This is a genomic window from Mesorhizobium sp. LNHC232B00, assembly GCF_000502435.1.
Lineage (GTDB): Bacteria > Pseudomonadota > Alphaproteobacteria > Rhizobiales > Rhizobiaceae > Mesorhizobium > Mesorhizobium opportunistum.
The window spans coordinates 132,424-158,406 of record NZ_AYWP01000014.1 but is presented as its reverse complement, the minus strand read 5'-3'; the positions used below and the strand labels follow the sequence as shown (position 1 = coordinate 158,406).

Genomic DNA, 25,983 nt, shown 5'->3' with positions numbered 1-25,983 from the left:
AACCTCCGGCTATGTTCAGGCCACGTCGAAAGCGGCCCTGACGAGCCGTTCGGTGTAGGCGGTCTTGGGATTGGAGAGGACCTCGTCGACAGGTCCCTGCTCGACGATCTTGCCGTGCTGCATGACGATGACGCGGTGGCAGAGCGCCCGCACCACCTTCAGGTCGTGCGAAATGAAGAGGTAGCTCAGGCCGCGCTCGTCCTGCAGCTTGCGCAAGAGGTCGATGATCTGGGCCTGGACGGAGAGGTCGAGCGCCGAGGTCGGCTCGTCGAGCAAAATGAATTCGGGTTCGAGCGCGATGGCACGGGCAATGGCGATACGCTGGCGCTGGCCGCCGGAGAATTCGTGGGGAAAGCGCGACAGGATATCGCCGGGCATGCCGGCGCTGACCAGTGCCTCGCGCACCCGCTCGACCCGCTCGCGCCGCGTCGCGCCGATGCTGTTGACGATCAGCCCTTCCTCGATGATCTGGCCGATCGTCATGCGCGGATTGAGCGAGGAAAAGGGATCCTGGAAGACGATCTGCATGCGTGAACGCAGCGGCCGCATCTCGTTGCGGGACAGGCCCTGGATCGGCTGGCCGTCGAAACGGATTTCGCCGCGCTTGGCGTCGATCAATCTCAGCAAGGCCTGGCCGAAGGTGGTCTTGCCGGAACCGGATTCGCCGACCAGCCCCAATGTCTCGTGGCGGCAAAGTTTGAGGCCGAGATCGTCGACGGCGACCAGTTCGCGCCAGTCCGGTTTCAGGAAGGTGCCGTGGCGCAGCATGAAGCAGACGCGCACGCCGCTTGCCTCGAGGATGGTGCCACTGCCCTCCGGCAGCGGTTGCGGCCGTCCGCGCGGCTCGGAAGCCAGCAGCCGCTTGGTGTAGGGATGCTGCGGATCGGCGAACAGCCGTTCCGTGACATTGTGCTCGCACATTTCGCCGTGCTGCATGACATAGACGTAGTCGGAAAATTTGCGCACCACGGTGAGGTCATGGGTGATCAGGATCACCGCCATGCGCAGCTCTTTCTGCAGATTGCGGATCAGGTTGAGGATCTGCGCCTGGACGGTGACGTCGAGCGCTGTGGTGGGCTCATCGGCGACCAGCACGTCTGGATTGTTGGCGAGCGCCATGGCGATCATCACACGCTGCCGCTGCCCGCCGGAGAGCTGGTGCGGGTATTGCTTGAGCCGCGCTTCCGGATCGGGGATCTGCACATGCCGCAGCAGCTCGAGCGCCCGCGCCCAGGCTTGCCTGCGGCCCACCTTGCGGTGCACCCTGATCGCCTCGACGATCTGGCTGCCGACCGTGTAGATGGGATTGAGCGAACTCATCGGCTCCTGGAAGATCATCGAGATGCGGTTGCCGCGCAGCTTGCGCCGGTCTCGCTCGGCGAATTTCAGGATGTTCTGGCCGTCGTAACAGACGCTCGATCTTGGCGACACGGTGGCCCGACGCGACAGCAATCCCATGACGGTGCGCGCCGTCACCGATTTGCCGGAACCGGATTCGCCGACGATGGCGATCGTCTCGCCGCGATAGAGCTGGAACGAGACGTCCTTGACCGCCTCGACGACACCGTGCTCGACCTTGAAGGCGACCTCGATGTTGCGGGCATCGATGATGGGCTCGCCCTGGCGCCCGTCATGGTCGTGGCGGACGGCAGGTGCGAAGGATTCGGCGAGCGCGACGGTCATTCCTGCCACCTCAATAGGGGTCGACGGCGTCGCGGAGGCCATCGCCCAGCGCGTTGAAGGCAAAGACGGTGACGAGCACGAAACCGACCGGCGACAGGATCCAGGGATAGGTGCCTATGACGGAATAGGTCGCGGTATCCTGCAGCATCAGGCCCCAGGAGATCAGCGGTGGCTTGACCGCGAAGCCGAGGAAGCCGAGGAAGGATTCCAAGAGTACCACCGTCGGGATCGCCAGCGTAACGGCGACGATCACGTGGCTCATCACATTGGGGAAGATGTGCTGCATGATGATGCGCCGGTCGGTGGCGCCAACCGCCATGGCGGCGCGCACATATTCGATCCGCACCAGCGCCAGCGTCTTGCCGCGCACCTCGCGCGACATCTGCGCCCAGCCCAATGCCGACATGACGATGATGACGAAGGCGAGGAAGACATTGGTGGGTGCGGTGACCGGGATCAGCGTCGTCAGCGCCAGATAGAGCGGCAGTTGCGGAAAGGCGAGCACCAGTTCCACGAAGCGCTGCATCCAGACATCGAACCGGCCGCCGAAATAGCCGGAGACCATGCCGACCGTGGTGCCGATGACGGTGATGATGAAGACCACCGTCAGCGCGATCATCAGCGAGACGCGCGAGCCGTGGATGGCGCGCGACAGCACATCGCGACCGAACTTGTCGGTGCCGAGAAAATGCACCGGCAGGCCGTCCATCGAGGCGAAGAAATGCCGGTTGGCCGGAATGAGCCCGAAGAGCCTGTAGGGCGCGCCCTCGACGAAGAAGCCGAGCAGCCTCGGGTGGTCGTAGTCGGGGCCGACGATGGGCTGGAAGGTGACCGGATCGAGATCCGCCGAATCGGCCAGCGCATAGACCCTCGGCCGCATGACGACATTGCCGTCCTTGTCGTGGAAGGAAGGCACTTGCGGCGGCGCGAAGCCGACATCGGTCGCCTTCGGATCCATCGGCGCCAGGAACTCGGCGAACACCGCCATCACCAGCAGCAGCACGACGAGCCAAAGCCCGGCCATGCCGGTCCAGGAGCGCTTCAGCCGGCGCCAGACAAGCGCCATGTAGCTCTCGTTGCCGCGCGCCGGTATGGCTACGATGGGCGCTTCGGCCGGCAGCGGTGGGGGTGACGGATCGCGCGCCAGCATCTAGCCCTCCCCGAACTGGCGCACGCGCGGATCGAGCAGGACGAGCAGCATGTCGGCGATGATGTTGCCGAGGATCAGCGTCGCCGACAGCACCATCATGAAGGTGGCGGTGACGTAGACGTCGCCGACCGCCATCGAGCCGACGATCGCCGGGCCGACGGTCGGCAGCGCGAAGATGATCGCCGTCTCGATCTCGCCGGTGAGCATGTAGGGCAGCACCACGCCTTGATACATGACGAGCGGATGCAGCGCATTGGGTACGGCATGGCGCATGACGACGGCGCTGCCGGTCAGGCCCTTGGCTCTCGCCGTCTCGACATATTGGGCGTTCAGCGTATCCAGCAGATTGCCGCGCATGACGCGCATGTTGTAGGCGAGGCCACCGAAGGTGGCGATCGCCACCACGGGCCAGACATGCTTGACGAGGTCGGCGAACTTGCCCCACGACCACGGCGCGCCGCCATATTGCGGCGAGAAGAACGAGCCAATCTCCGACACGTTGAACTGGAAGACCAGCAGATAGACGATGATCAGCGCCATCAGGAAGCGCGGCACCGTCATGCCGAGGAAGGAGATGGCCGACAGCGTCGAGTCGATCCAGGTGTATTGCCGGGTCGCCGCCCATATGCCGAAGGTGATGCCCAGCACCGAAGCGAGGAGATGGCAGACCAGCGCCAGGATGAGAGTGCGCGGCAGCCGCTCGCCGACGACGTCGGCAACCGGCTTGTTGTAGTAGAGGCTGTAGCCGAAATCGCCGCGGGTGACGATGCCGCCGATCCAGTTGAGATACTGGACGGGCAACGGCTTATCGAGGCCATGTTCGATACGATATGCGTTGGCCTGAGCGTCGGCTTGGGCGAAGGAGGCGCCACCCTGGTTGATCAGCTGCGAGCGGATGTAGTCGGCATAATCGCCCGGCGGCGCCTGGATGATGGCAAAGGTGACGAGACTCAAGATGGCGAGGACCGGTATTGCCGACGCTATGCGCATAGCCAAGAATCGCAGCATGGACGGTCCGCTTCCTCATCTTGCCGGACGCGCCGCTTGGGGCGTTCGGAGGTTGGTTTTTCCCGGCCGCGCCATCAGCGCGGCCGGGTCTCTCTCAGTCAGGGGAGGTGAACCTACATCGGGCCCTTGTCGCCGGGCTTGCCGGGGAGCTCCTCAGGGAAGAGTTCGTATTTCGCCTGCTTGTCGGCGGTGACGAAGACACGTTCACGGACGATCGAATCCTCGGCCCAGTTGAACATGAAGATCGGTGTACCCTGCGGGATGTTGGAGAAGCGCTTGTTGACGATCAGCGCCCCGGGGTACTCCGTCAGGCCGATATTGTAGACGTGTTCCGTCGATATCTTCTGGAACTCCTTCATCAGGCTGGCGCGCTCGTCATTGTCCGACGAGGAGACGAACTTGTTGACGATGTCGACGAGGTCCTTTTCGAAAGGCATCAGGTCGACCTGGCCGCTTTCCGGCGCGCGGTGATCCCAGCTGGTCTTGGGACCGACCGGCGCGAGCTGTTCGGTGTTCTGCACGACCGAGGTCAGTTCCTGGTCGTTACGCCGGATCAGCCAGTCGAAGCGGCCGGAATATTGCGAGGCGTCGCGCTGGGTGCCGTTGAGGCCGTTCAGCACAACCCGAAGCCCGAGCTTCTCCATCTGGGCGACGACGCCTTCGGCGAGGCTCTTGTCGGTGCCGTAATCGTTGTTGACCAGCATCACGATTTCGACGTTCTTGCCGCCGGCGGTGCCGGCCGGGAAGTTCACGAAACCGTCGCCATCCGTGTCCTTGAGGCCGGCCTTGGCGAGTTCGGCCTTGGCGCCCTCAAGGTCGAAGGGATAATAGACGGTCGACTTGCGGTCATAGAAGCTGGTGCCAGACGAGAAGCCGCCGGGATAGATAGCGGTGAACGGCCCTTTGACCAGGGAGTCGCCAAGCGCCTTGCGGTCGAGCGCCATGGTGACGGCCTTGCGGAAATCCTCGTTGCGGTTCAGCTCGCGGATGGCCTGGCCGCGCTCGTCCGGGTTGCCCCAGCCATTGGCGGAAAAGTTCAGGCGCAGATTGTAGCCGATGAGCCGCGGGCCGAAGGCCAGACGTGCCGGCGCGTTCGACTCCGCAGCGCGCTTCAGCGAGGCGACGAAGTTTTCCGGCTGCTCGAGGTTTGAAAAGTCGCCAGAGCCAGCCACCGCCTGGACGTCGCGGTCGGCCCAGGTCGACAGCTTGTACTGCAGTTCGTCGAGGTAGGGCAGCTGGTTGCCCTTTTCGTCGACCTTCCAATAGTAGGGGTTGCGGCGCATGACGATGATGTCGTCCGGCCGATATTCGACCGGCACCCAGGCGCCCATCACCGGCATGTTCATATATTCCGGCGGGAAGGCGTTCTTGAACTGGTCGTAGGTGTTCTTCGAATATTTGGGATGCTGCGGCTTCAATATGTGCGCGGGACCGGGGCAGAAAGTGCCGTAGGCCATGGCGTAGAGGTACTGTTTCGGGAAGGCGTCCTTGAAGGTCCACTCAACGGTATGATCGTCGATCTTTTTCAGCGTCGTGCCGACGCCGAAGGTTTCCTGTGTCGCACCATTCAACGGAGAGACGTTCGGGTCGATGACCTCGTCGTCCCAGTAGAACATGACGTCGTCGGCGTTGAAGGCAACGCCATCGGACCATTTGGCGCCCTCGACCAGATGCATGGTCAGCTTATGGCCGTCCTTCGACCACTCCCAGCTTTTGGCCAGGTTCGGCAGCGGTTCGGTATCCTTGGCCTCAACCTGGAACAGCGGCGCGGTGCGCGTCAGGCACTCGGAGAGGCCGATGTCGATGCCGCCCCAGCCTTGCGTCTGGCCGGCGCCATAGTTCCAGCCCTCCGGCCGCCCACCGATCACATGGCGCATCGTATCGCCATAGACGCCGACGCCATCGGGCATGTTGGCCGTCTTGAAGACCAGCGGCTCCTTCGGCAGCCTGTCTTTCACCGGCGGCAGCTTGCCGGCCTTGACGTATTTTTCCGTCACCCAACCCGGCTCGTGATATTCCGGCAGCGCCTTGAACTCCAGGATGGATTCGCGCGCCACATACTTGATCTTGCCTTCGGCCGGAAACGTCGCCGGCGTCGGCGGGACCGTCGGTTCGGAAGCGAAGGCGTTGAGCGCCGGAACGGAGACGCTCAGCGCCAGTCCAGCGACAATGCCAATGTTGCGTAGGTTCCTCATTATCTCCTCCCTCGTGTTCAGACTTTTTCTGCTGCTGGTCTTCTGCCTTGGCGGCTGACTCCGGCGGACCTGCCTCCCGTGGATCCGCGGCCGCTCCCGGGTTCAGCCGGTCTGCTTCAGCGCGGCCTTTTCGGCGCGCAACTCCTCGATCGAGCGCACGTTGCGCCGCGCAGCACCGGCCCATTCGCGGGTCTTGACCACGGATTTCGACAACCGCTCCTTGGCGGCCGGAACTGCATGCGCGTATTGCGGCAACCAGGCGGCCTGGGCGACGACCATTTCGTCGACCATCTGCCAGACCTCCTCCGGGGTCGACACCGCGCCAACCAGCGGATCATGCAGCACGGCGAGCTTCAGGAGATCGATATCGCCCGATATCGCGGCATGGACCGACATGCGCTGGACGTTGATCGAAGACATGCAGGTGGCCGCGCAGGCCTCCGGCAACGTGATGCCGGCGGCCATGTTGATGCCGAAACGGTCGACGAAGCCGGGCGATTCGATGATGGCGTCCTGCGGCAAATTGGTGATCACACCATTGTTCTTGACGTTGAAGTGGCCGCGATAGACGCGGTTGGTCTCCAGCGCCTCCAATATGTGGCTGGCATGCTCGTTGGAGCGCTTGCCCACGTCGATCGGCTTCGACGCCGCTTCAAGGAACTGCGGATACTCCGTCTCGAACCAGTTGCGGGTCTCGGTCGAGTAGCGGAGGTAGCCGCCGGTCTCGCCATGGATCCAGTCCGACATGTCGATCCAGCGCATGATCTCGTCCGGACGCTTCCGATACCAGGGCAGGTATTCGGAAAGATGGCCGTTGCTTTCGGTCGAATAGACGCCAAAGCGCTTCAGCACGTCGATGCGCAGCTTCTCCTGCTGCGAGTAGACCGGATGCGCCTCGAAGGCGGCAACCAGTTCATCCTTGCCGATCTTGCGGCCATTCAGGCGCAGATCGATGAACCAGGTCTGATGGTTGATGCCGGAGCAGACATAGTCGAGCTCCCGAGGCGACTTCGCACCCAGCACCTCGCCGATCTGCTCGGCACCGTGCTGGACGCCGTGGCAGAGCCCGACCGTGTCGACCTTGCCGTATTCGATCGCCGCCCAGGTGTTCATGGCCATCGGGTTGGCGTAGTTGAGGAACTTGGCGTTGGTGTCGGCGACCTCGCGTATATCCTTGCAGAAGTCGAGGATCACCGGAATGTTGCGCTGGCCGTAGAGAATGCCGCCTGCACAGATCGTGTCGCCGACACACTGGTCGATGCCGTATTTCAGGGGAATGCGGATGTCGTCGGCATAGGCTTCCAGGCCGCCGACCCGAACGCAGCTGATGATATAGCGCGCGCCTTCGAGCGCCTTACGGCGGTCGGTGGTTGCCGTCACCCTGGTCGGCAATCCGTTCGCCTCGACGATCCTGTCGAGGATCGCCTTGATCATCTGCAGATTGTGCTCGCTGAGATCGGTCAACGCGAATTCGATGTCCTTGAATTCGGGCACGCAGAGAATGTCGGTGAACAGTTTCTTGGTGAATCCGACGCTGCCGGCGCCGATAATAGCGATTTTGAAACTCATCACCTTCACCTCGATCCGATCGAATGCTAGGCAAGGAGCAATAAGGGAGGATATGGCCACACGCCAAGGCGCGCCTGCCATTCAGGCCGGAATCCGGCTTTTCTCCTCCCGCCCGCTCCTCGACGCGGGTCATTCGCGTTCTTCGAGGCGGGATTATGCGCTTATTCGCGAGCGCGACCAGAGAAGGATTATGCTTTCAGGGGTAATTTTGTGCTGCGGGATTTGATCGCCAACGGACAGTCGATGCGCACGATCTCGCTGCCGCGCGGCCGCCAGCGCCTGCATGCCATGCCGACAAGCACGGGCTATGAAGTGCGCGAGGATGAAATCTACGATTGGGATGGGCGCAAACGCGGCCAGACGCCATTCACCGTGCTCCAGCACACGATCAGCGGAACCGGCCGGCTGCGCTACGAGAACCGCAACTATCGCCTGCAGCGGAACGATACATTGCTGGTGTTGGTGCCGCACAACCACCGCTACTGGCTGGCCAGGGACGAGCGCTGGGAATATTTCTGGATCTCGATGAACGGCGAGGAGGCGCTGCGCATCCACAAGTCGATCCTCAACGTCTCCGGTCCGGTGTTCCGACTGCAGCCGGCGACGATAGATCATCTTGCCGATTGCAGCTTGCGGCTCGTCAAGGGCGCCGCTTCGCCGGGTGCTGCTTCGGCGATCGCCTACGAGGCTGCGATGGCGCTCTATGACGATGTCTTCGGCTCACACGCCTTTGCCGAGAAACAGAGCGCCATGCAGCCGGTCATCGATCACATCAACGCCAACCTCGACAAATCGCTGCCGGTGGCGGAGCTGGTCCAGATCAGCGGCCTCAGCCGGGCCCATTTCTCGCGCTGCTTCGCCGAGAGCGAAGGCTTGCCGCCAGCCGAATTCGTGCTGCAGCAACGCCTGCAGCGCGCGGCGAAGCTTTTGACCAAGGCCGACTTCCTGCCGGTGAAGGAAGTCGCCATCCTGTGCGGCTTCGAGGACGCGAACTATTTTTCGAAGGTGTTCCGCCGCCTTTATGGCACCACGCCCAGCCAATTCCGCACCACCGGCATGTATGCAAGCTTGCGGACCCCGCCCCGGGGTGGCGTCAGGGTGTCTGACGACGAGACCTGACGCCGCTTTTTGTCCTTGTTTCATGCGTCAGGCGGCGTGCAGCCTGCCACTATCCAGCCATTCGAGATCGGCCGGCGAAAGCTTGATGTCGAGTGCGCGCAGGCTGTCGTCCAGCTCGCCCAGCGTGCGCGGCCCGATCAACGGAATGGACGGGAAGGGCTGATTGAGCACATAGGCCAGCGCGATGTGGATCGGGCTCTTGCCCAGTCGTGCGGCAAGTTCGATCGCCCGGTCGCGGCGACCAAAATTCCGCTCCGAATACCAGACCCGCACCAGTTCCTCATTGTCGCGCAGGTCGCGGCCGGCGCGGTCGGTGAAGAAGCCGCGCCCTTGGCTCGACCAGGCGAAGTTCGGCATCTGCCTGGATGTCAGCCAGGCCTTCCAGTCATCGGAGGAGGAGGTGATGCATCCTGCCCAGATCGGCTCCAGCATCTCGGCCAGCGAGAAATTGTTGGAGAGTGCGCCCGGCTTCTGCTTGCCGGTGCGCTGCGCATAGGCAATCGCCTCGTCCATGCGCTGCATCGTCCAGTTCGAGCCGCCGAACGGACCGCGGATGCGGCCGGCCTTGACCTCGCGGTCCATCGCATCGACGAACTCGCCGACCGGCACGTCAGGGTTGTCGCGGTGCATGAAATAGATGTCGACATGATCGGTCTGCAGCCGATCGAGCGACTGGGCGAGCTGCTTGGCGATCACGTCGGGATAGCAGAGCGGCGAATGCGCGCCCTTGGCGATGATCACCGACTGCTCGCGCACGCCACGGTTCTTCAACCATTGGCCGAGCAGCGTCTCGGTGTAGCCGCCGCCATAGACATAGCCGGTGTCGAAGAGGTTGCCGCCAGCTTCGAAGAAAGCGTCGAGCAGGATCGAACCCGAGGAGAAGGTGCGGAAATCCTCGAAGCCGAGCGCCACTATGGATGCCTGTTTCGCCAGGCCTGGGATGGCGCGCTTGGCGATCGCTGTGCCGCTGGGGCGCAGCGGCCGGCCGGAAATGGTGCTGGTGCGCAGCGGGGCCTTTTCGATCTCATACTCCAGCCCGACGGCGGCGCGCCATCTGTCGAGCACGCGCAAGGTGCCGAGACTGTCGGCCCAGCCCATCCCCGGCCAGGCGAATTCCTGCCGCCCGGCGCGGATCGCCTCGCCGGCGCCGTCGACCTCGAAGGAATAGACATGGCGTTTTTCGTCGACGCTGATCGTCTCTCGCGATCCATCGGCGCCGATCACGTCGATGTGGCCGAGGCCGACGTCGCGGTTGCCACCGGCGAACCAGAAGTCCGGTACTTCGATGCGGCTCTTGGTACCGAGGATGCGCAGGACATTGTCTTGGTTGAGCGAGATGCTGCAGGAGACCTCGGCGACGATGCCATCAGGGAAATGCAGCAGCGCCGAGGCCCACTCATCGACGCCGGACTGGCCGAGATGGGCGGTACCCACCACCCTGTCGGGCTCGGCAAAGGGTTGTCCCGATGCCGCCCCGGCAATCAGCCGGACCATCGAGACGGGATAGCCGCCGACGTCCAGGATGCCGCCGCCGGCGAGATCGTTGGCATAAAGCCGGTGTTGTGGCATGAAGCCCGGCATGGCGAAGCCGAAGCTCGACTTGATCATCCTGATCTCGCCGATGACGCCGGACGTGATGAGTTCCACCAGCTTCAGCGTCTGCGGATGCAGCCGGTACATGAAGGCTTCGCCGAGAAAGGTACCAGCCTTGCGCGCGGCGTGGATCATGGCGTCGGCCTCGAAGGCGGTCAGCGCCAATGGCTTTTCGCACAGCACATGCTTGCCCGCTTCCGCCGCCCGGATCGCCCATTGCGCATGGCCGGGATGCGGTACCGCGATGTAGACGGCATCGACCTGCGGATCGTCGAGCAAGGCCTCATAGCCGTCGAGGATGCGGGCACCAGGGAAATTCTCCGCAAGGCCCGGCTTGGCGGGATTGCGCGCGCCGATGGCGACCAGTTTTCCGGTGTGCGAAGCGGCCACGCCGCCGGCGAAAGCCTGGGCGATGCCGCCCGGACCGAGAATGCCCCAGCGAATGGGCGTGGTTGCAGTCATTGTCATTCTCCTTGAAGGCTGGAGGGGCGGCCAGTCAGCGCAGCCGCAGCCCCTTTTCGTCGAACAGGTAGGATTTGCGGATGGAAACGGTGACTTCGGACGTGTCGGGAACCTTGGCCGCGTCGCGCTGGATCACCACATCTTCGCCGTGCGCCGTGCGGGCATAAAGAAAGCTCGTGCCGCCAAGGTGTTCGATCACGTCGATGGCGACAACGAGATCGGTGTCGCCTTCTCCGGCGACGCCGAAATGTTCGGGCCGCACGCCGACAATGACCTTCGTCCCGGCCTCCGGCGCGGTGCCGGTCAGCGGCTGGGTGATGCGGGTTTTCTCCTGGCCCGCCAACTCGACCACGACACCGCGCGCATCGCGTCCGACGATGTGGCCCTTGATGAAGTTCATCTTCGGCGAGCCGACAAACCCCGCCACGAACAAATTGTCGGGATCGTCGTAGAGTTCGAGCGGCCGGCCGATCTGCTCGATATGGCCGGCGCGCAGCACGACGATCCTGTCAGCCAGCGTCATCGCCTCGGTCTGGTCGTGCGTGACATAGACCATGGTGGCGCCGAGTTCCTTGTGCAGGCGCGATATCTCGACCCGCATCTGCACGCGCAGTTCGGCGTCGAGATTGGAGAGCGGCTCGTCGAACAGGAACACCTGCGGCTCGCGCACGATGGCGCGGCCGATGGCGACGCGCTGGCGCTGGCCGCCGGAGAGCTTTTTCGGGCGCCGGTCCATCAGTTCGCTGATGCGCAGGATTTCGGCCGCCCGCTTCACCCGCCGCTCCGTATCGGCCTTCGGATTGCCGGTCATGCGCAATCCGAACGAGAGGTTCTGCTCGACGCTCATATGCGGATAGAGCGCATAGGACTGGAAGACCATGGCGATGCCGCGGTCGGCCGGCTCGACGTCGTTGACAACCTTGCCGCCGATGGCGATCTCGCCGCCGCTGATGTCCTCAAGCCCGGCGATCATCCTGAGCAGCGTGGACTTGCCGCAGCCGGAGGGGCCGACGAAGACCACGAACTCGCCGTGCTTGATGTCGATGTTGGCGCCGTGGACGACCTCGAAGGTGCCGAAGCGCTTGACGACATTGTTGAGCGTGACCGTTGCCATGCTGCCCCTTACTTGATCGCGCCGGCGGCGATGCCGGCGATGAAATGGCGCTGCAGCAGCACGAAGACGACAAGCATCGGCACGGTCAGCATTACGGCGCCGGCCATGATGCCGCCCCACGATACCTTGGTGAGGCCGATCAGCGTGCCTAGCGCCACGGGTGCGGTCATCGAGCCCGGCTGGTTGTTGATCAAAAGCGGCCAGAGATAATTGTTCCAGGACGCGAGGAACAGGATGATGGCGAGTGCGGCCAACATCGGCCGCGCCAGCGGCAGTGCGACGAACAGGAAGATGCGCCATTCCTTCACGCCTTCGACCCGCGCGGCGTCGAACAGGTCGTCCGGCATCATCGAGAAGCTCTGGCGCATGAACAACACGCCCAGCGAATTGAACAGCGGCGGGACGATCAGCGCCACCCAGGTGTTGGCGAGTTGGAAGTCGCGCGCCACCATGATGAATTGCGGGATCAGCACCACCGCGTAGGGCAGCGTGATGGTGCCGAGGATGATGGCGACGACCACGCCCTTGCCGAAGAACTGGTAGCGCGCCAGTGCCCAGCCGGCCATCGAGGTCAACAGCACCGACAGGAACGTGTAGGTCACCGCCACCGAGACTGAGATGCCGATGGCGCCGACGAAGTTGGTGTCGCGTTGCAGATTGTTGAAATTGTCGACGAAATTGCCGTGCGGCAGCAACTCGATGCCCGGGCTGAAGATGCCGTTGTCGGGCATGGTCGAGAACACCACCATCATCCACAATGGAAACAGCCAGATCAGCGCCAGCGGCGTCAGGAAGAGATGCAGCAAGAGGCTGCGTCTAAGCCGGGTCGAGGAGAGCGAGCTCATTGCCTTTCCCTCGTCAGCCACAGTTGCACCAGCGTGATGGCGATCGCCAGCCCCGCCATCGTGTAGGCGACGGCCGAGGCGTAACCGAAATTGAGCGAGCGGAAGCCTTGGCGGTAGAGCAGCAGGCCGAGCGTCTCGGTGCCGCCGCCCGGTCCGCCGCGCTCGGTGATCAGGAATGGCTCGGTGAACAGTTGCATGGTGCCGATGATCGACAGCACCGTGCAGAACACGATGACCGGCTTCAAAAGCGGCAAGGTTATGTGGAAGAATTGCTTGAGCTTGCTGACACGGTCGAGGGTCGCCGCCTCATAGACGTCCTCGGGAATGGACTGCATGCCGGCCAGAAGGATGATCGCGTTGTAGCCGGCCCAACGCCAGGTGACCGCGATCATGATCAAAGCCATCGCCGGCGTGACGTTGGAGAACCAGTCGATCTTGGGCAGCCCGACGCTGTTCAGGAGCTTGTTGACGATGCCGAAATCGAGGCTGAACATCAGCCGGAAAACCGCCGAATAGGCGACCTCGCCGACCACGACCGGAGCGAAGAAAGCGAAGCGATAAAGCCCCCTCGCCTTCAACAGCGGCGAATTCAAAAGCACAGCCATCACCATGGCCAGCGTGATCATCACCGGCACCTGGATGACGAGGATGAGCAGCGTGTTCTTCAGCGCGTTGAAGAAGGCCGGATCGCCGATCAGCCGGCCCCAGTTGAAGCCGGGGGCAAAGCGCCAGGGCACCGTGCGCGTCGCCTGGAACGAGATCATGAACGAGGAGATGATCGGCCACAGCCAGAAGACGGAGAAGATCAGGAGATAGGGAGCGAGGAAACGATAGGCCGTGGCGTTACGGTTGCGCATCTTCGTCCTCCTTCTCCCGATTGTTGTTTTAGGCCATCGTTTGGGCTGCCGTTCTCCCCTTGTGGGAGAAGGTGTCGTCGAAGGCGACGGATGAGGTGTTCCAGGGAACGCAAACGTCTCACTCCGCTGGGGCACCCCTCATTCGTCTCGGCTATCGCGCCGATCCACCTTCTCCCACAAGGGGAGAAGGGAAAGCGGCGCTCACTCCTTGACCGGCAGTCCGGTCGCCGCGGCGATCTGGCTGGCGGCATCGTCGAGCGCTGCCTTGGCGTCGGCATAGCCGCCGGCGAGATATTTGGTCTGCACCGCGCGCATGATGATTTCGGCGTCGCTCTGGAACTGCGTGCCACGGCTGGGGACGACCTTGGGCAACGTGCCGAGGATATCCTTCCACACAGCCTGGCCACCCCAATAGGGCAGGCCTTCCGAGACGTAGGGATCATTCAGCGCCGACACCAGCGAGGGGACGAGACCGAATTCCTTCAGCATCGTGATCTGGCCCTCATTGGTTCCGAGCGTGTATTTCAGGTACTCGTAAGCCGCCTCCTTGTTCTTCGACACCGAGGTGATGGCCAGCGATGAGCCACCAAGATTGGCGGCGCGCGGGCCGTCGGAGGTCAGGCTCGGCATCAGATAGACGCCCCATTTGCCGTTTTCGCCCGCCGATTCGGTGCGGATGGTGCCTTCATACCAGCCGCCATAGACCTGGGTGGCGACCGTGCCGGCGGTGTTGTTGGTGATCTTGGTGCCCCAGTCGGCCGAGGACATGATGCCGGCATCCTTCATGTCCTTGATCTTGGCCAGCGTATCGACACATTTCGGCTGGTTGACCGTGATCGACTGGCCATCCTCGGCGAAATAGGAGCAGCCTTGCTCGTTGGAGATCATACGGAAGAATTCTGTGTCGCCGTTGAAATCGGCATTGGTCATCGAGACGCCCGGATTGGCGGCCTGGATCTTCTTGCCGGCGGCGATGAAATCGTCCCAGGTCTTGATCGACGCCGGATCGACACCGGCCTTTTCGTAGAAGTCGCGGCGATAGAAGGCGGCGACCGGGCCGGAATCCCACGGCATCGCATAGGCCTTGTCGCCGACTTCGAGCTCGGTGCGCTTGAAATCGGGGAATTTCTTCTGGTCTTCGGCGCTGTAGCCCAGCGTGTGCAGGTCGACGAAGCACTCGGGGAACTGGCTCCAGTAATTCTCGGCCTCGCCGTTCTCTATGGTGACGATGTCGGGCAGGCCGACACCGCCTGCGGCACAGCCGGCGATCGACTTGTCATAGGTCGGCTGGTTGCCGAGATCCTGGACCGTGACCTTGATGTCGGGATGCAGCTTGTTGAAGCCGGCGACCGTCGCCTTCAGCGACGAAGCGGCGACGTTCCAGCTCCAGATGGTGATTTCGCCAGATTGCGCGAATGCCGGGGCTGAGCCCAGGGCAAGCGCAAGTGCGGCGCAGGACAGTGTGATGCGCATTGAAATCCTCCCATTTCATTTGCTCTCTCTGCGAGCCGGGCTAGACTATGCAGCACGGAAGGCTTGTCCCCGACAAAGGGAATAAGGAATTGGCGGAAAGTAAGATGCCGGAACGGCCGTTTTACCAGCCTGGCGCCAGCAGCGTCGAAGGCCTGCCGCTGCTGTTGCAGATGTTTCACACCACTCCCCTGGTGATGCTCAAGCCGCATTGGCATGCCCAGGTCGAGGTGAATTTCATCGTGCGCGGCAGCGTGCACTACCGCATGAACGAGCACGAAATCTCGCTTTCGGCCGGTGAGATGTGCCTGTTCTGGGGCGGCCTGCCGCACCAGATGGACGATTTGAGCGACGACGCCGTCTATGCCGGCGCGCATCTGCCGCTGGTGCATTTCTTCCGGTTGCACCTGCCGGCGGACATTCGCCATCGGCTGATGACGGGCGCCACGCTGGTGACCGGCGCCACCGATCAATCCGACAACGACAATTTCGCCCGCTGGAACCGCTATGCCCGCTCGGGCGACCCGGCCAAGGCCGAGCATGCCGTCAATGAACTTCTGCTGCGGCTGGAGCGGGTGCGGTTCGAGCCTTACCGGCTCGTGCCCGAAACCGCAGCCGGGCACGAGACGGGTAGTCCCTTCGACCAGCAATCGTCGCGCAATGTCGGGCGCATGTGCGATTTCATCGCCGAAAACTTCCTCTACGACATCGATTGCGTGAACATTGCCGGGGCGGCCGACATCCATCCCAAATACGCCATGAGCCTGTTCAAGAAGTCGACCGGCATGACGTTGAACGAATATGTCAACCTTCTGCGGTTGAGCTACGCACAGGCGCTGTTGATGCATCAGGACGCCAATGTGCTCCGCGTTGCCATGGATTCGGGCTTCGGTTCGCTCAGCGCCTTCAACAAATCGTTCCGCAAGCTGGCCGGCATGACGCCCTCCGATTTTCGCAAGGGCCTAGCCAGCGCCAGATAGCCCGCAGGCCGGTTGGGGCCTGGCCAGGGATGCGAGCACATTTCGGCATCTCGCCCATCGCCGCATCTCACCGCATCTCGCCGCATCTCAATTGTCGGCTAAAAGGCAGGTCGGGCTGCCGGCAAAGGGCAATCGCGGGCTCGGTCAAGGATGCCGAGGCCCGAAACAATACAGGCCGCGAGCCATTCCGGGGATGAAAGCAGCATGGAAAGGCACCCACCACACGGCACGTCTTTTCCTGTCTGAAATCGCAACCTAGGCGCTGGACAGGCCGAATTCCCGTGCTATAACCCACGCGCTTTCAAGGGGCGCCCCACGGCGCCTTCATGAAATCCGGTCAACGCAATTTCAGTTACCGGAACAGGCCCAGATAGCTCAGTTGGTAGAGCAGCGGACTGAAAATCCGCGTGTCGGTGGTTCGAATCCGCCTCTGGGCACCATCCCCTCTTCTCCCGACACTCCGTTTAGCCGAACCGTCTACGCTGCAGCTTCTGCAAGCGACTGGAATTATTGATCTTTTGCTGTCGCATTGCGCAATTAGGCGGGACAGAGAGCGCTTCGGGCGCATTTGATCCAACGAGGCGGGGGGATGGTATTTCCGTTGGTATTCGACATCCTGATGGTATCGAAACAGCCAAGGGAGACCTGACGAATGGCCCTATCCGACGTGAAATGTCGAAACGCCCGCCCTGCTTCCAAACTCGTGAAATTATCTGACGGGGGCGGGCTGCAGCTATGGGTACAGCCCACGGGCTCTCGCCTTTGGCGGCTCGCCTACCGCTTTGACGGCAAGCAGAAACTGCTCGCGCTGGGCAGCTATCCCCTTCTCTCTCTCGCCGAGGCACGGGAGGCGCGCGATGATGCTAAAAGGCTCCTGCTAGCTGGCGTCGACCCTGGAAAGGAACGCAGCTTGCGGAAGGCCGATTCGGCAAAGGACTCCTTTCGCTCAATCGCGGACGAATATGTTGACAAGCTGAAGAAGGAGGGACGTGCCGACCGGACCATCAACAAGGTCAAATGGCTGCTCGGCTTTGCCTATCCGATAATCGGCGACAAGTGCATTCGGGAGATCGATCCGGCCACCATCCTTGCCGCCCTCCGTCGCGTGGAGGTTGGCGGTCGATACGAGTCGGCCAGGCGACTGCGCTCCACCATCGGCAGCGTGTTTCGATACGCAATCGCGACCGCACGCGCCGAGACAGATCCGACCTTCGCCCTCAGAGGCGCACTCATCAGTCCCACGATAACGTCTCGCGCCGCGATTACCGATCCGAAGGCCTTGGGCGGTCTGCTGAGGGCGATCGATGCATTTGACGGACAGCCGACAACCCGAGCCGGTCTGAGGCTGATGGCGCTGCTGTTTCCCCGCCCCGGCGAGCTTCGCGCCGCTGAATGGGAAGAGTTCGATCTTGACAGCTCGTTGTGGACCATTCCTGAAGCACGCATGAAAATGCGACGGCCGCACCGCATACCCCTATCAAAACAGGCGATCAGCGTCCTGACTTCACTGAGAGAAGTCTCTGGTGGTGGATCGCTGCTGTTTCCTAGTGTTCGATCGGCTTCGCGTCCGATTTCCGACAATACGCTTAACGCCGCACTGCGTCGTATGGGTTATAGCAAGGAAGAAGCTACCGCGCATGGTTTTCGGGCAACGGCATCAACGCTGCTAAACGAATGCGGAAAGTGGCACCCGGACGCCATAGAGCGGCAGCTGGCCCACATCGAGAACAACGACGTGCGTCGCGCCTACGCCCGGGCAGAGCACTGGGAAGAGCGCGTTAACATGATGCAATGGTGGGCCGATTATCTGGATGAACTGGGGAGCAAAAACGCGCGGGTGATCTCAATCGGGGAACGCGGCAAGCCTGCTGTCCCATCGCGAGCGTCCACTTTAAACCCAACAGCGACGGTTCACCAAACGCCAAGACGAGCCTCCAACCTTCGAAGATCATACTGAGTTTGAAAAAGGACGGATAACTAAATGGTGAGCCCGGAGGGTGTGATGCCTCTAAGGAAAATCGATTGTTTAGCTGATGGTTGCCCCATATTCTCCGGATGGTCTGGCGAACCTGAGGTCCGACGCCAGGAATGATCCTATAATCGTCAGATCGCTGCGGCCTACCGATTCGGGTCTTCTCAGTACGAGGTATTTCATCCGCGACCAAAAGTCATTCCAACTATCGGATGGGCGTAGCGTCTGTCATCACTCGACACCAAGCCGCGATTGTGCAAGGTCCAGTCTCGGAATCGCTATCTCCCACCGGGCACTGTTGCGTATCAGCCGACTGAGAAGAGTCCGAAACCTATAGACTTGCGCTCCAACCTAATGAATGACGTTCCGACAGCAGTCTTGCACCATGAGCGCAAGTGTGACATTGATTTGCCACAACAGGAAGACGCCGGCTGCAGACCGTTCTTCTGTCGCGCGACAGACTAAATCATGGAAGTGTCTGATGGCCACACTGGAAGAGGTCTATACCGCCTTATTTTCACCAAGATCCGGGGCCGATATATTTGCAAGCGCACCTCTTCTGCCGACAGACCTTTTCGCGTTCGGAGCTCACCTCCTTGAGCGCTCCGGCGCCTATCATCATGTAGCACCGGATGTGAACCGGGCTCGGTCTAGCGGTTTTCGCGAGCTCCTCGTCGACGATGAACTGCGGGCCCGTGCGGTGCGAACGGGTCGAATATGGAGGGCATCCAAACCGCGCGCGGGCAGACGCCTGCCGCCCCCGCCGTCGCGCGTCGAGGTACTTTGGGAAGAACTTGAGCAATTTCGGGACGAACACGTATTCGAGCCGCTTGTGGAAACCGCTGACGCTCCGGAATGGTGGATGATCTGTCTCGAACTCGTCATGATTGCAGACGGCCTGCCAAGACATCGGTTTTGATCCTGGAAACAAATTCGCCCGCCCTATCCGGTCAGCTTATGTCGCAGCCGATCTGGGATCCGGTAAGGAGTTTCGGCGCATTCAACGTGCGCCTTTCTCGCTGTCCACTGCAGCCGAGGACTTGGTGTGCGTGCAAGCAAAATCACGCACTCCGTCAGTCGGCTGTACGTTGCGGTCCTTAACTCACAATCTGGCTCTACTGCCGCCCCGCGGCCAAGTGCGGGCGCGATGGGTCCATCCGCCATTTACACGAACGCCTGCTTTGGATGATGACAAACTGGGTCTTCTTTTGATTCCATTCCCTTACCGCGTGGACGAAAACGCTTTCGTGTCGGTCGGTGAACATGCCGGGGGTGGTTGGGGATGGTTCACCGCCCGGCCGACCTGGCTGCCTCTAAACACCGATCGGCAAAAGCGCTCCAGCTTTGTGACATTTGTCCAAGATTTGGTTGATCGAGCGCGCGAGAAAGGGCAGCGCGTTAATGGGGTTGTATTTCCGGAACTGTCGCTAAACTATACTCAATTTCTAGGCTTGGCTCGCGCCCTCGCGCGCGACAATGGCATCGATTTTCTGATCGCCGGAGTGACACACGACCAGGACCATCGTCACGGCAACTTTGTCGCCATCGCGCCGTTCTTCCTGCTAGGACGTGAACGCACCGGCACGATTAGCGGCTGGGAACAGACCGTGCTCGTGCGAGAGAAACATCATCGCTGGAAACTCAACAGATCTCAGATCGAGACGTATAGCCTTGGGTTGGACCCCGCCAGGAGTTGGTGGGAAGACCTGAACATTCTTAGCCGCAGTCTTGATGTTTTGGTGTATCGGGGCTCTTCAACTCTCACGACCCTGATATGTGAAGATTTGGCGAGGGTTGATCCTTGCCAAGCGGTTGTTCGGGCCATCGGGCCGAACCTGCTGATCGCTCTTTTGATGGATGGACCGCAAATCGGCAGCCGTTGGCCAGCCCGATATGCTACCGTACTGGCCGACGACCCGGGCACATCAGTGCTCAGCCTAACTTCGTTCGGATTGATGGCCCGCCAGAATGATCTCGGCCAATGGCCGCAGTCCTGCGCGATCGGATTGTGGAAAGACGAGGCAGCCGGCATCAAGGTTCTCGAACTTCCGCGCGAGGCGGATGCGATTTCTCTGCAAATTAGATCGGTTGCTAAATCCGAAAACACGCTAGACGGCCGGTCGGACGGCGGTTCATCGCATCGTTGGGAATATGAATCCCATACCGGCGTTACTCTCGAACCCGCAGCGCGGCCGGATTGGGTTAGGACGGGTATTGGACGCTAGTACGCTTTCGCAGCAGATTTTGCCAATGGCACGGACTTTGACGATCCCATCGTACGATAGTCCTCCCGTGCGCGCTTCTTAAAGGTCGCATAGATGCGATCCTCCTCAGGATGAGGCGATGACGATTTTTCGGCTGCTGCGACCTTTCGCTGAGCCTGCTTTGTAACGGCCGCGTAGCGCTTCTTGATGTCGGCCATTTCGGTGTCCTTATTTATCAGAATCCATTTAGCCATAAGATGGCATCGACGCCAGTGGCATTCAAGCGCTGAGCCGACCGCGGGTAGAGGCGCCAACGTGTGGCCGCAAGCCTAACACACTGACGCATGGCCACGTAATCGGTCTGGCGCGCTTCCATTGACCCGCTGAAGACGCGTATTTTCATGCCCGGACGCGAAACGCGGCGTCCAGCTTTTCTCCAGCTCGGCATCCTCGTCCACCGTAAGAAGGCAAAATGGATGGCGCGCACGGGCGACTTTAGCACTCGCGCAGTGAATCCCAAGAGGTCCGTGTTCCCAGACTACATCATCAGCCTTGAAGACGGTCAGAAATACAAGGCGCTAAAACGCCATTTGGCAACTCGACATGGGATGACGCCCGATGAATACCGGGCGAAGTGGGGACTGGCGAAGGACTATCCCATGGTCGCTCTAAACTATTCGGCTACCCGATCGGCGCTGGCAAAATCGTTAGGATTGGGAAGGAAGGCTGCTCCGGCCAAGAAAGCTACCGCGAAACGCAAGGCGAAAGCCTGAGAGCAGTAGAGATCTTTGGCGTGCCAGGGAATTACCGTGATCATATCGGCACCGATGCACTGGAACGTGGCAGCCTAACGCTTTGGGATTTTGCAGACCCGGATGAGGCGGCCAAAACCGCTCTCGATATCTAAGGGCCGGACGCGGTGACCGCCGCGGCCCATTGCGCATTGACGGCGCGTTTTGATGGGCGCGAGCGCGACTATCGCTTTTGGGTCGCGGTTTTCTCGCAGCTCAAACACGCGTCTCTGGCGAGTCACCTCCGGCGAGGCCATTAGAGCGGATCAGTATCAGGGTCTGCGTCAAAGACAGCAGCTTTTGCGCTCAGGAAACTTCCTGGTGCTGCAATTCATCAGCTGTATCTCTACTCGGACAAGCGGAACCGCCCACGCTAAGTGTTGTCTAATGTTGAAGATGATTGCCTTCGTGGTTTCTCCGACGCGCCGGCGCCCGGCAGACCTTCCTTTCTGGCCTTGGCAAACGCCCGGTCGCCTTCCAGGAACCCGACCAGCATAAAGGGAATCAGCTCAGCCACGGTTTCGGACTCGCCATAGGTCTGACGGTAAAGTGCGGCATAGTCGTTGAGTGCTTGGCTCAAGTCGGCGCCAACAGTGATGGTGATCTTCGAAGGCGTCCGGTCCGGAAGTTTTCCGAGTTTCAGGTTAGCCATGAAAGTCCTCCTGTTCACCCCGTGTATGGCCGCAACACGAGGTCCTTGTGCACGATGACGCGCAACGGCCAACCAGGGCGGACGGTGATCGTGGGTTGGATGTTCAGGTTCTTTTCAGTGATCCGTTGGCCGGCTTGACTGACGTTCTGCTGGGTGGATTCACGAATTGCCTTGACCAAGTCGCTTTCATTTTCCCCAAAGCTCAACTCGGTACCAACCCCCAGCAATGTGGCCACCGCGACGCCCTTGATCAGCTGCCAAGTATGGAAATCCACCTTGTCCTCGAGCCCGGCATAGCCGGCCGCGTCGGTCACGGGCAGATTGTCGATTTCGATCGATGAGCCGTCCGGCATCACAATGCGTTGCCACACCAACAGAGCGCGCCTTTGGCCAAAGGCTACAACACTATCGTAGGTGCCGATCAGCCGTGAGCCCTGCGGGATGAGCAGGGTGCTGCCGGTGACGCTGTCGCGCACATTCTCGGTAACCTGCGCGACAACGAGGCCGGGCAAGTCGGAATTGATGCCGGTGATCAGGCTTGCAGCGATCACGCTGCCGGCCATGATCTGATACGGCGAGGCCGGCGTCTGCCGCGCATGCGGATTGTAGATCCCGCTGGTGTTCCGTTGATCGATAAAATCGAGCTTGCGCTGTTGGTTGTTCTGGTCGCCCTCGGCCGGGGCGACGGAAGCTCGCGCGCCTTCGGTATCTGGCTGCGGAGGCGCCGTCTCGAAAGGTGAACGTCCGCCCTGCCCATTGCTAAAAGCTTCCGTTTGCTGGAGTCGGGTTTCGATGCGGAACAGGACTTGCGACTCGCGCGCTTCAATCGCTTGTTGTGCAAGCCGCTGCGCCTCGGCGGAAACGTCTTGCCCAGGTGCGATGCCAAGCTGGCGCTGGTGCTCGAGAATAGGACGGCCGAGATCCCCGGGCAGCGGCGGTCCAAGCACCGGAGCCTTCGGCTTGCTCCCGGAATAGTCCTTGGGCAGCGATTCAAGTCCCTCGGCGGTCGGCTTGCGGTCCGTGCTGTAGAGCTCTTCGGCCTGCTGTTTCAGGCGCAATGCGGGCCCCTGCAGCGCCATCATCGTGACGCCAAAAACAGCGCCGGAACCAACAGCAGCGATGGCGACAATTATGCCGCGCCTGAACCGCACCGCTCGGCGGGGTGAGGCTCGCAGCTGCAGCTGTTCGGGATTGAGCTTCGGCGGAGCATTCGGGTGGGAAGTATCGGTCATGAGCCTCCCCTTACCTGCCAAAACGCGAAAACAGCGAAACCCGCCGCGGCGGTTGCCGACCGTCGGTTCTCGTAATGCGCACCACCTGCTGCTGTTTGGTGCCCAGCCTTAGCTCGGCCGCAGCAAAGAGGCGATCGACGATGTAGTAGTTGCCGCGCATGCGATAGTTGACGAGCTGGTTGTCCCCGTCGGCTCCGACGATGAAGAGCGGCGGCGCCTCACCTTGGTCGATACGGCGCGGGAATTCGATATAGACCTTGCTGCCATCATCAAAGGCGCGCGTCGGTCTCCACGGTGGCGTGTCGCCGGCGATCGAATAGCGGAAGCGGATGTTTTCGAGTGCTACGTTCGAGGCCGCGGGCATTTCAGCCTCTGCCTGAGCGTTGCGCCGCCGAAGCGCCACGAGTTGGTCTTCGCTGTAAATCCAGGAGAGCGCCGCCATGGCAGTTTTCTCAGTGCTTTGAAGCTGCAGGTGATAGGATCGCCTGTCCGTCGTGATGACCAGATTGGTGGCAAGCCCCGGCGCGAATGGCTTCACCAGCACATGAGTGCGCTGGTCATCGCCTGAGCCACTAACGGTGTCACCGATTACCCAACGGACCGTATCGCCGGCTGAGACCGAGGTCAGCTTCTCGCCCCGCTGCAATGAGATATCGGTGACGCGCTCCGGCGCGGCGTAGAGCTGGTAGAGCGCGCCGTCGGCAAAGGGGTAAACCTGCACCGCATTGACATAGCCAAACTTGGTGGGTTGTTGCGTCGCCGCCTTGTTGGCATCGGCGACCTGTTCTTCCGGCGAGCGCTTATCTGGGGCGGGCTTGCCGGGTGCGGGCATCAACTGACCAGGCAACGGTAACGGTTTCGGCACTTCCACGACCTTGACCGGCTTCTCCGGCGCCTTCTCGATCGCGGCTGGTTTGAAGTCCTCGTGGTCATAGGAAATCTGAGGCGGCGGCACTGGCTTCGAGGCACAGGCCGAAAGAACCGCAACAGACGCCGACAGGATCAAGGCAGCACGAAGCAATGGGGCTCTATTTGTCATTGGCGGGCTCCTTAGGGGAAACGGGGGTTGGCGCGGCGCTGTCGAGCTCGCGCGACCAGTCGATGGCGTTGATGAAGACGCCGAGCGGGTTCTTGCGCAGCTGCTCGGTTGTCCTAGGCGGGCGGATGAGGATGGTGAGGATCCCGATCCAGCGCGTCGTGCTGGCGAGGCTGCCGCGCTCGAACACCTGCTCGGTCCATTTGACCTGGAACGAGCTGTCGGAAGCCCTGACCACGCTGGTCACCTGTACTGACACGCTGCGCGTGCCGATTTGGCCGAAAGGGTCGTTCGCCTTGGCATATTCGTTGAGGAAGAGCGCCGCTCGGTCGGTGGCAAAGTCGTAGGCCGACAGCCAATTCTGCCGCACCAGAACCGCATCGGTGGAAACCGAACGAACATTCTGGATGAAGCGGCTGAGATGCCAGGCGATCTGGGCATCGTCGGGCTGGTAGTTTTGGACTGCCGGCCCGACCGCGTGCGCCTCGCCAAAGCGGTCGACCTCGACGACATAAGGCACGACGCGGCCCTGCATCGACTGCCACAGAAGCCCACCGGAAAGCCCCGTCGTCAGAGCCAGGCAGCCAAAGGCCATGAAGCGCCAGTTCTTGGCCTGCACGCGCGCCGCGCCGATGCGCTCATCCCAGAGTTGGCTGGCCTTCTGGTAGGGTGTTACGGGTTCGGGCGTCTTTCCATAACGCTGAACGGGTCGCTTGAAGAGCATCTAGTCTTCCTTGTCATTGAGGGAGGGATTGGCGCCGCTTCCGCCCCGATCTCCATCGCGCACCGCCTGCGTGGCAGCATTGCGATGGGCGCGTGCGGTCTGTTCGGAACGCAGACGCCTTGCCCAGGCAGGCGCGGCCGCGGGAGCTATAACTGGAGAGCTTCCGCTCATCGAGCTGGTCGGCATGCCGCCGGTCGCGGTCCAGCCGGCATCGCGACCGGCGTCGGCACTACGGCGGAATGGTTCTGCTGCGGATCGCATTCCCCGCACCGCGGCGCCGCTAGCGGCACTCGCAACCCCCTGCAGCCCAGCAGCTACCCCGGACAGCCCGGACTCGGGCGATGTCGCGCGCCCCGTCTGCCAAGCGACGGTGGCAGCGGACCCCATAGCGGCGCCGGCACGGACTGCGGCGAGGCCGCCGCCTGTTGCCATGCGCGCGCCGGCAAACGCAGCGCCTCCGGCAACGAGCGTTGATCCAGCTGCGGCCGCCGTTGTTCCAAGTGCCGCGCCGGCGCCAAGCTGCGGCGCGCCGGAAACAAGACCCGAGGCAATCCCGGGGCCGAAAATGCCGAGCCCAAGCAGCGCCAGCGCACCCAGTACCTGAGACATGGCCGCCGCCAGGTCCGGCTCCTGGCCCTGCAGGGCGGAAGCGAACTCGCCAAAGAGCGTGGAGCCGATGCCGACGATGACGGCAAGCACCATCACCTTGATGCCCGACGAAATCACATTGCCGAGCACGCGCTCGGCCAGAAACGCCGAGCGGTTCCAGAGCGCGAAGGGCACCAGGACGAAGCCGGCCAGCGTGGTGAGCTTGAACTCGAGGATGGTGATGAAGAGCTGGATGGAAAGAATGAAGAAGGCGATGAGGACCAGGAACCAGGCCAGAAGCAGCACGAAGATGGTGAGCGCGTTACCGAAGATCTCGGGGAAGCCTACTAGCTGGCTCGCTTGATTGAGGAGCGGCCAGGCGCCCTCGAAGCCGGCCGCGGCAATGCGGCCTGGCCGCAGGAGACTGTCGGCGGACAGGTTGCCGGGCGATGCGTTGATGCCGAGACCGGCAAAGGAGCGGTAAATTATGTCGGCGAGGTTCTTGAAATTGTTCAGGACGAAGGCGAAGGCGCCGACATAGAGCACTTTGCGAACAAGCCGGCCAAGTATGTTGGGCTCGCCGCCGAACGCCCAGACCAAGCCCGCGAGCGTGATGTCAATGCCGATCAGAATGGTGGTGAGAAAGGCGACGTCGCCCGAAAGCAGACCGAACCCACTGTCAATGTAGCGGGTAAAGGTCTCCATGAAGCGATCGATGACTCCGAGGTCGTTCATGTCG

Annotated in this window: 22 protein-coding genes and 1 tRNA gene; 7 read left to right on the top strand and 16 right to left on the bottom strand. The window is 61.8% G+C overall.

Features of this window, described 5'->3' with window-relative positions:
• Positions 1-15: 15 nt before the first annotated feature.
• The 5 genes from X743_RS150650 to X743_RS150670 all read right to left on the bottom strand — a co-directional run bounded on the left by X743_RS150650 (position 16) and on the right by X743_RS150670 (position 7,605).
• Positions 16-1,683 (bottom strand): ABC transporter ATP-binding protein, encoded by a 1,668-nt coding sequence (locus X743_RS150650; RefSeq protein ID WP_023766676.1) that lies wholly within the window; start codon positions 1,681-1,683, stop codon positions 16-18.
• A gap of 10 nt (positions 1,684-1,693) precedes the next feature.
• Positions 1,694-2,833: an ABC transporter permease gene (locus tag X743_RS150655; RefSeq protein ID WP_023766675.1), complete on the bottom strand. Its 1,140-nt coding sequence runs from the start codon at positions 2,831-2,833 to the stop codon at positions 1,694-1,696.
• A complete protein-coding gene (locus tag X743_RS150660) occupies positions 2,834-3,841 on the bottom strand; it encodes an ABC transporter permease (RefSeq protein WP_023766674.1) in 1,008 nt (335 codons plus the stop codon).
• Positions 3,842-3,954: 113 nt separating this feature from the next.
• A complete protein-coding gene (locus X743_RS150665) occupies positions 3,955-6,036 on the bottom strand; it encodes an ABC transporter substrate-binding protein (protein ID WP_023766673.1) in 2,082 nt (693 codons plus the stop codon).
• Positions 6,037-6,138: 102 nt separating this feature from the next.
• A complete protein-coding gene (locus tag X743_RS150670; protein WP_023766672.1) occupies positions 6,139-7,605 on the bottom strand; it encodes an alpha-glucosidase/alpha-galactosidase in 1,467 nt (488 codons plus the stop codon).
• A gap of 243 nt (positions 7,606-7,848) precedes the next feature.
• On the opposite strand from X743_RS150670, the gene X743_RS150675 reads away from it, so the two are divergent.
• Positions 7,849-8,724: an AraC family transcriptional regulator gene (locus X743_RS150675; RefSeq protein WP_084555548.1), complete on the top strand. Its 876-nt coding sequence runs from the start codon at positions 7,849-7,851 to the stop codon at positions 8,722-8,724.
• A gap of 27 nt (positions 8,725-8,751) precedes the next feature.
• Here the strand turns inward: X743_RS150675 and X743_RS150680 are convergent, their stop codons facing one another.
• From X743_RS150680 to X743_RS150700, 5 genes are all read right to left on the bottom strand, one after another.
• Positions 8,752-10,779, bottom strand: coding sequence for an aldo/keto reductase (locus X743_RS150680; protein ID WP_023766670.1), 2,028 nt, complete (start codon positions 10,777-10,779; stop codon positions 8,752-8,754).
• 34 nt (positions 10,780-10,813) lie between these two features.
• On the bottom strand, positions 10,814-11,893 hold the full coding sequence (gene ugpC / locus X743_RS150685) for a sn-glycerol-3-phosphate ABC transporter ATP-binding protein UgpC (RefSeq protein WP_023766669.1): 1,080 nt from the start codon (positions 11,891-11,893) through the stop codon (positions 10,814-10,816).
• A gap of 8 nt (positions 11,894-11,901) precedes the next feature.
• Positions 11,902-12,738 (bottom strand): carbohydrate ABC transporter permease, encoded by an 837-nt coding sequence (locus tag X743_RS150690; protein ID WP_023766668.1) that lies wholly within the window; start codon positions 12,736-12,738, stop codon positions 11,902-11,904.
• Positions 12,735-13,595 (bottom strand): sugar ABC transporter permease, encoded by an 861-nt coding sequence (locus X743_RS150695; protein ID WP_023766667.1) that lies wholly within the window; start codon positions 13,593-13,595, stop codon positions 12,735-12,737. The genes X743_RS150690 and X743_RS150695 overlap by 4 nt, the downstream gene beginning before the upstream one ends.
• Positions 13,596-13,796: 201 nt before the next feature.
• Positions 13,797-15,068: an extracellular solute-binding protein gene (locus X743_RS150700; RefSeq protein ID WP_023766666.1), complete on the bottom strand. Its 1,272-nt coding sequence runs from the start codon at positions 15,066-15,068 to the stop codon at positions 13,797-13,799.
• A 104-nt stretch (positions 15,069-15,172) separates the two neighbouring features.
• On the opposite strand from X743_RS150700, the gene X743_RS150705 reads away from it, so the two are divergent.
• The 5 genes from X743_RS150705 (at position 15,173) to X743_RS150725 (ending at position 20,242) form a co-directional block, all read left to right on the top strand.
• Entirely contained in the window at positions 15,173-16,045 is an 873-nt protein-coding gene (locus tag X743_RS150705) for a helix-turn-helix domain-containing protein (protein WP_023766665.1), read from the top strand.
• Between the two features lie 364 nt (positions 16,046-16,409).
• Positions 16,410-16,485, top strand: a tRNA-Phe gene (locus X743_RS150710).
• Between the two features lie 212 nt (positions 16,486-16,697).
• Positions 16,698-18,002, top strand: a complete 1,305-nt coding sequence (locus X743_RS150715) for an integrase arm-type DNA-binding domain-containing protein (protein ID WP_023766664.1) — start codon at positions 16,698-16,700, stop codon at positions 18,000-18,002.
• A 496-nt stretch (positions 18,003-18,498) separates the two neighbouring features.
• Positions 18,499-18,936 (top strand): hypothetical protein, encoded by a 438-nt coding sequence (locus tag X743_RS1000000172150; protein WP_156934447.1) that lies wholly within the window; start codon positions 18,499-18,501, stop codon positions 18,934-18,936.
• A 262-nt stretch (positions 18,937-19,198) separates the two neighbouring features.
• Entirely contained in the window at positions 19,199-20,242 is a 1,044-nt protein-coding gene (locus X743_RS150725; protein WP_023766662.1) for a hypothetical protein, read from the top strand.
• Here X743_RS150725 and X743_RS150730 read toward each other — a convergent pair.
• Complete coding sequence (locus X743_RS150730) at positions 20,239-20,439, bottom strand: hypothetical protein (protein WP_156934446.1); 201 nt, start codon at positions 20,437-20,439, stop codon at positions 20,239-20,241. The two genes, X743_RS150725 and X743_RS150730, sit on opposite strands and share 4 nt — an antisense overlap.
• A gap of 183 nt (positions 20,440-20,622) precedes the next feature.
• On the opposite strand from X743_RS150730, the gene X743_RS0136270 reads away from it, so the two are divergent.
• A complete protein-coding gene (locus tag X743_RS0136270) occupies positions 20,623-20,994 on the top strand; it encodes a MucR family transcriptional regulator (RefSeq protein ID WP_023766660.1) in 372 nt (123 codons plus the stop codon).
• Between the two features lie 391 nt (positions 20,995-21,385).
• Here X743_RS0136270 and X743_RS150735 read toward each other — a convergent pair whose 3' ends face one another.
• Genes X743_RS150735 through trbL form a run of 5 tightly spaced genes read right to left on the bottom strand, consistent with a single transcriptional unit; the run spans position 21,386 to position 25,979 of the window.
• Positions 21,386-21,664, bottom strand: coding sequence for a DUF2274 domain-containing protein (locus tag X743_RS150735; protein WP_023766659.1), 279 nt, complete (start codon positions 21,662-21,664; stop codon positions 21,386-21,388).
• A 14-nt stretch (positions 21,665-21,678) separates the two neighbouring features.
• The gene (locus X743_RS150740) at positions 21,679-22,896 is read right to left on the bottom strand and encodes a TrbI/VirB10 family protein (RefSeq protein WP_023766658.1); all 1,218 of its coding nucleotides are present in this window, start codon (positions 22,894-22,896) and stop codon (positions 21,679-21,681) included.
• Positions 22,897-22,906: 10 nt separating this feature from the next.
• Entirely contained in the window at positions 22,907-23,935 is a 1,029-nt protein-coding gene (trbG, locus tag X743_RS150745; RefSeq protein WP_023766657.1) for a P-type conjugative transfer protein TrbG, read from the bottom strand.
• Positions 23,925-24,656, bottom strand: a complete 732-nt coding sequence (gene trbF, locus X743_RS150750; protein WP_023766656.1) for a conjugal transfer protein TrbF — start codon at positions 24,654-24,656, stop codon at positions 23,925-23,927. The genes trbG and trbF overlap by 11 nt, the downstream gene beginning before the upstream one ends.
• The gene (gene trbL / locus X743_RS150755; RefSeq protein ID WP_023766655.1) at positions 24,657-25,979 is read right to left on the bottom strand and encodes a P-type conjugative transfer protein TrbL; all 1,323 of its coding nucleotides are present in this window, start codon (positions 25,977-25,979) and stop codon (positions 24,657-24,659) included.
• Positions 25,980-25,983 lie beyond the last annotated feature (4 nt).

Coding starts and splice junctions, on each gene's coding strand:
- X743_RS150655 (WP_023766675.1), bottom strand. CDS start 2,833: ATGCTGGCGCGCGATCCGTCACCCCCACCGCTGCCGGCCGAAGCGCCC.
- trbF (WP_023766656.1), bottom strand. CDS start 24,656: ATGCTCTTCAAGCGACCCGTTCAGCGTTATGGAAAGACGCCCGAACCC.
- X743_RS150670 (WP_023766672.1), bottom strand. CDS start 7,605: ATGAGTTTCAAAATCGCTATTATCGGCGCCGGCAGCGTCGGATTCACC.
- X743_RS150650 (WP_023766676.1), bottom strand. CDS start 1,683: ATGACCGTCGCGCTCGCCGAATCCTTCGCACCTGCCGTCCGCCACGAC.
- X743_RS150665 (WP_023766673.1), bottom strand. CDS start 6,036: ATGAGGAACCTACGCAACATTGGCATTGTCGCTGGACTGGCGCTGAGC.
- ugpC (WP_023766669.1), bottom strand. CDS start 11,893: ATGGCAACGGTCACGCTCAACAATGTCGTCAAGCGCTTCGGCACCTTC.
- X743_RS1000000172150 (WP_156934447.1), top strand. CDS start 18,499: ATGGCCACACTGGAAGAGGTCTATACCGCCTTATTTTCACCAAGATCC.
- X743_RS150680 (WP_023766670.1), bottom strand. CDS start 10,779: ATGACTGCAACCACGCCCATTCGCTGGGGCATTCTCGGTCCGGGCGGC.
- X743_RS150715 (WP_023766664.1), top strand. CDS start 16,698: ATGGCCCTATCCGACGTGAAATGTCGAAACGCCCGCCCTGCTTCCAAA.
- X743_RS150740 (WP_023766658.1), bottom strand. CDS start 22,896: ATGACCGATACTTCCCACCCGAATGCTCCGCCGAAGCTCAATCCCGAA.
- X743_RS150730 (WP_156934446.1), bottom strand. CDS start 20,439: ATGGCCGACATCAAGAAGCGCTACGCGGCCGTTACAAAGCAGGCTCAG.
- trbL (WP_023766655.1), bottom strand. CDS start 25,979: ATGAACGACCTCGGAGTCATCGATCGCTTCATGGAGACCTTTACCCGC.
- X743_RS150675 (WP_084555548.1), top strand. CDS start 7,849: ATGCGCACGATCTCGCTGCCGCGCGGCCGCCAGCGCCTGCATGCCATG.
- trbG (WP_023766657.1), bottom strand. CDS start 23,935: ATGACAAATAGAGCCCCATTGCTTCGTGCTGCCTTGATCCTGTCGGCG.
- X743_RS150660 (WP_023766674.1), bottom strand. CDS start 3,841: ATGCTGCGATTCTTGGCTATGCGCATAGCGTCGGCAATACCGGTCCTC.
- X743_RS150700 (WP_023766666.1), bottom strand. CDS start 15,068: ATGCGCATCACACTGTCCTGCGCCGCACTTGCGCTTGCCCTGGGCTCA.
- X743_RS150690 (WP_023766668.1), bottom strand. CDS start 12,738: ATGAGCTCGCTCTCCTCGACCCGGCTTAGACGCAGCCTCTTGCTGCAT.
- X743_RS150695 (WP_023766667.1), bottom strand. CDS start 13,595: ATGCGCAACCGTAACGCCACGGCCTATCGTTTCCTCGCTCCCTATCTC.
- X743_RS0136270 (WP_023766660.1), top strand. CDS start 20,623: ATGCCCGGACGCGAAACGCGGCGTCCAGCTTTTCTCCAGCTCGGCATC.
- X743_RS150735 (WP_023766659.1), bottom strand. CDS start 21,664: ATGGCTAACCTGAAACTCGGAAAACTTCCGGACCGGACGCCTTCGAAG.
- X743_RS150705 (WP_023766665.1), top strand. CDS start 15,173: ATGCCGGAACGGCCGTTTTACCAGCCTGGCGCCAGCAGCGTCGAAGGC.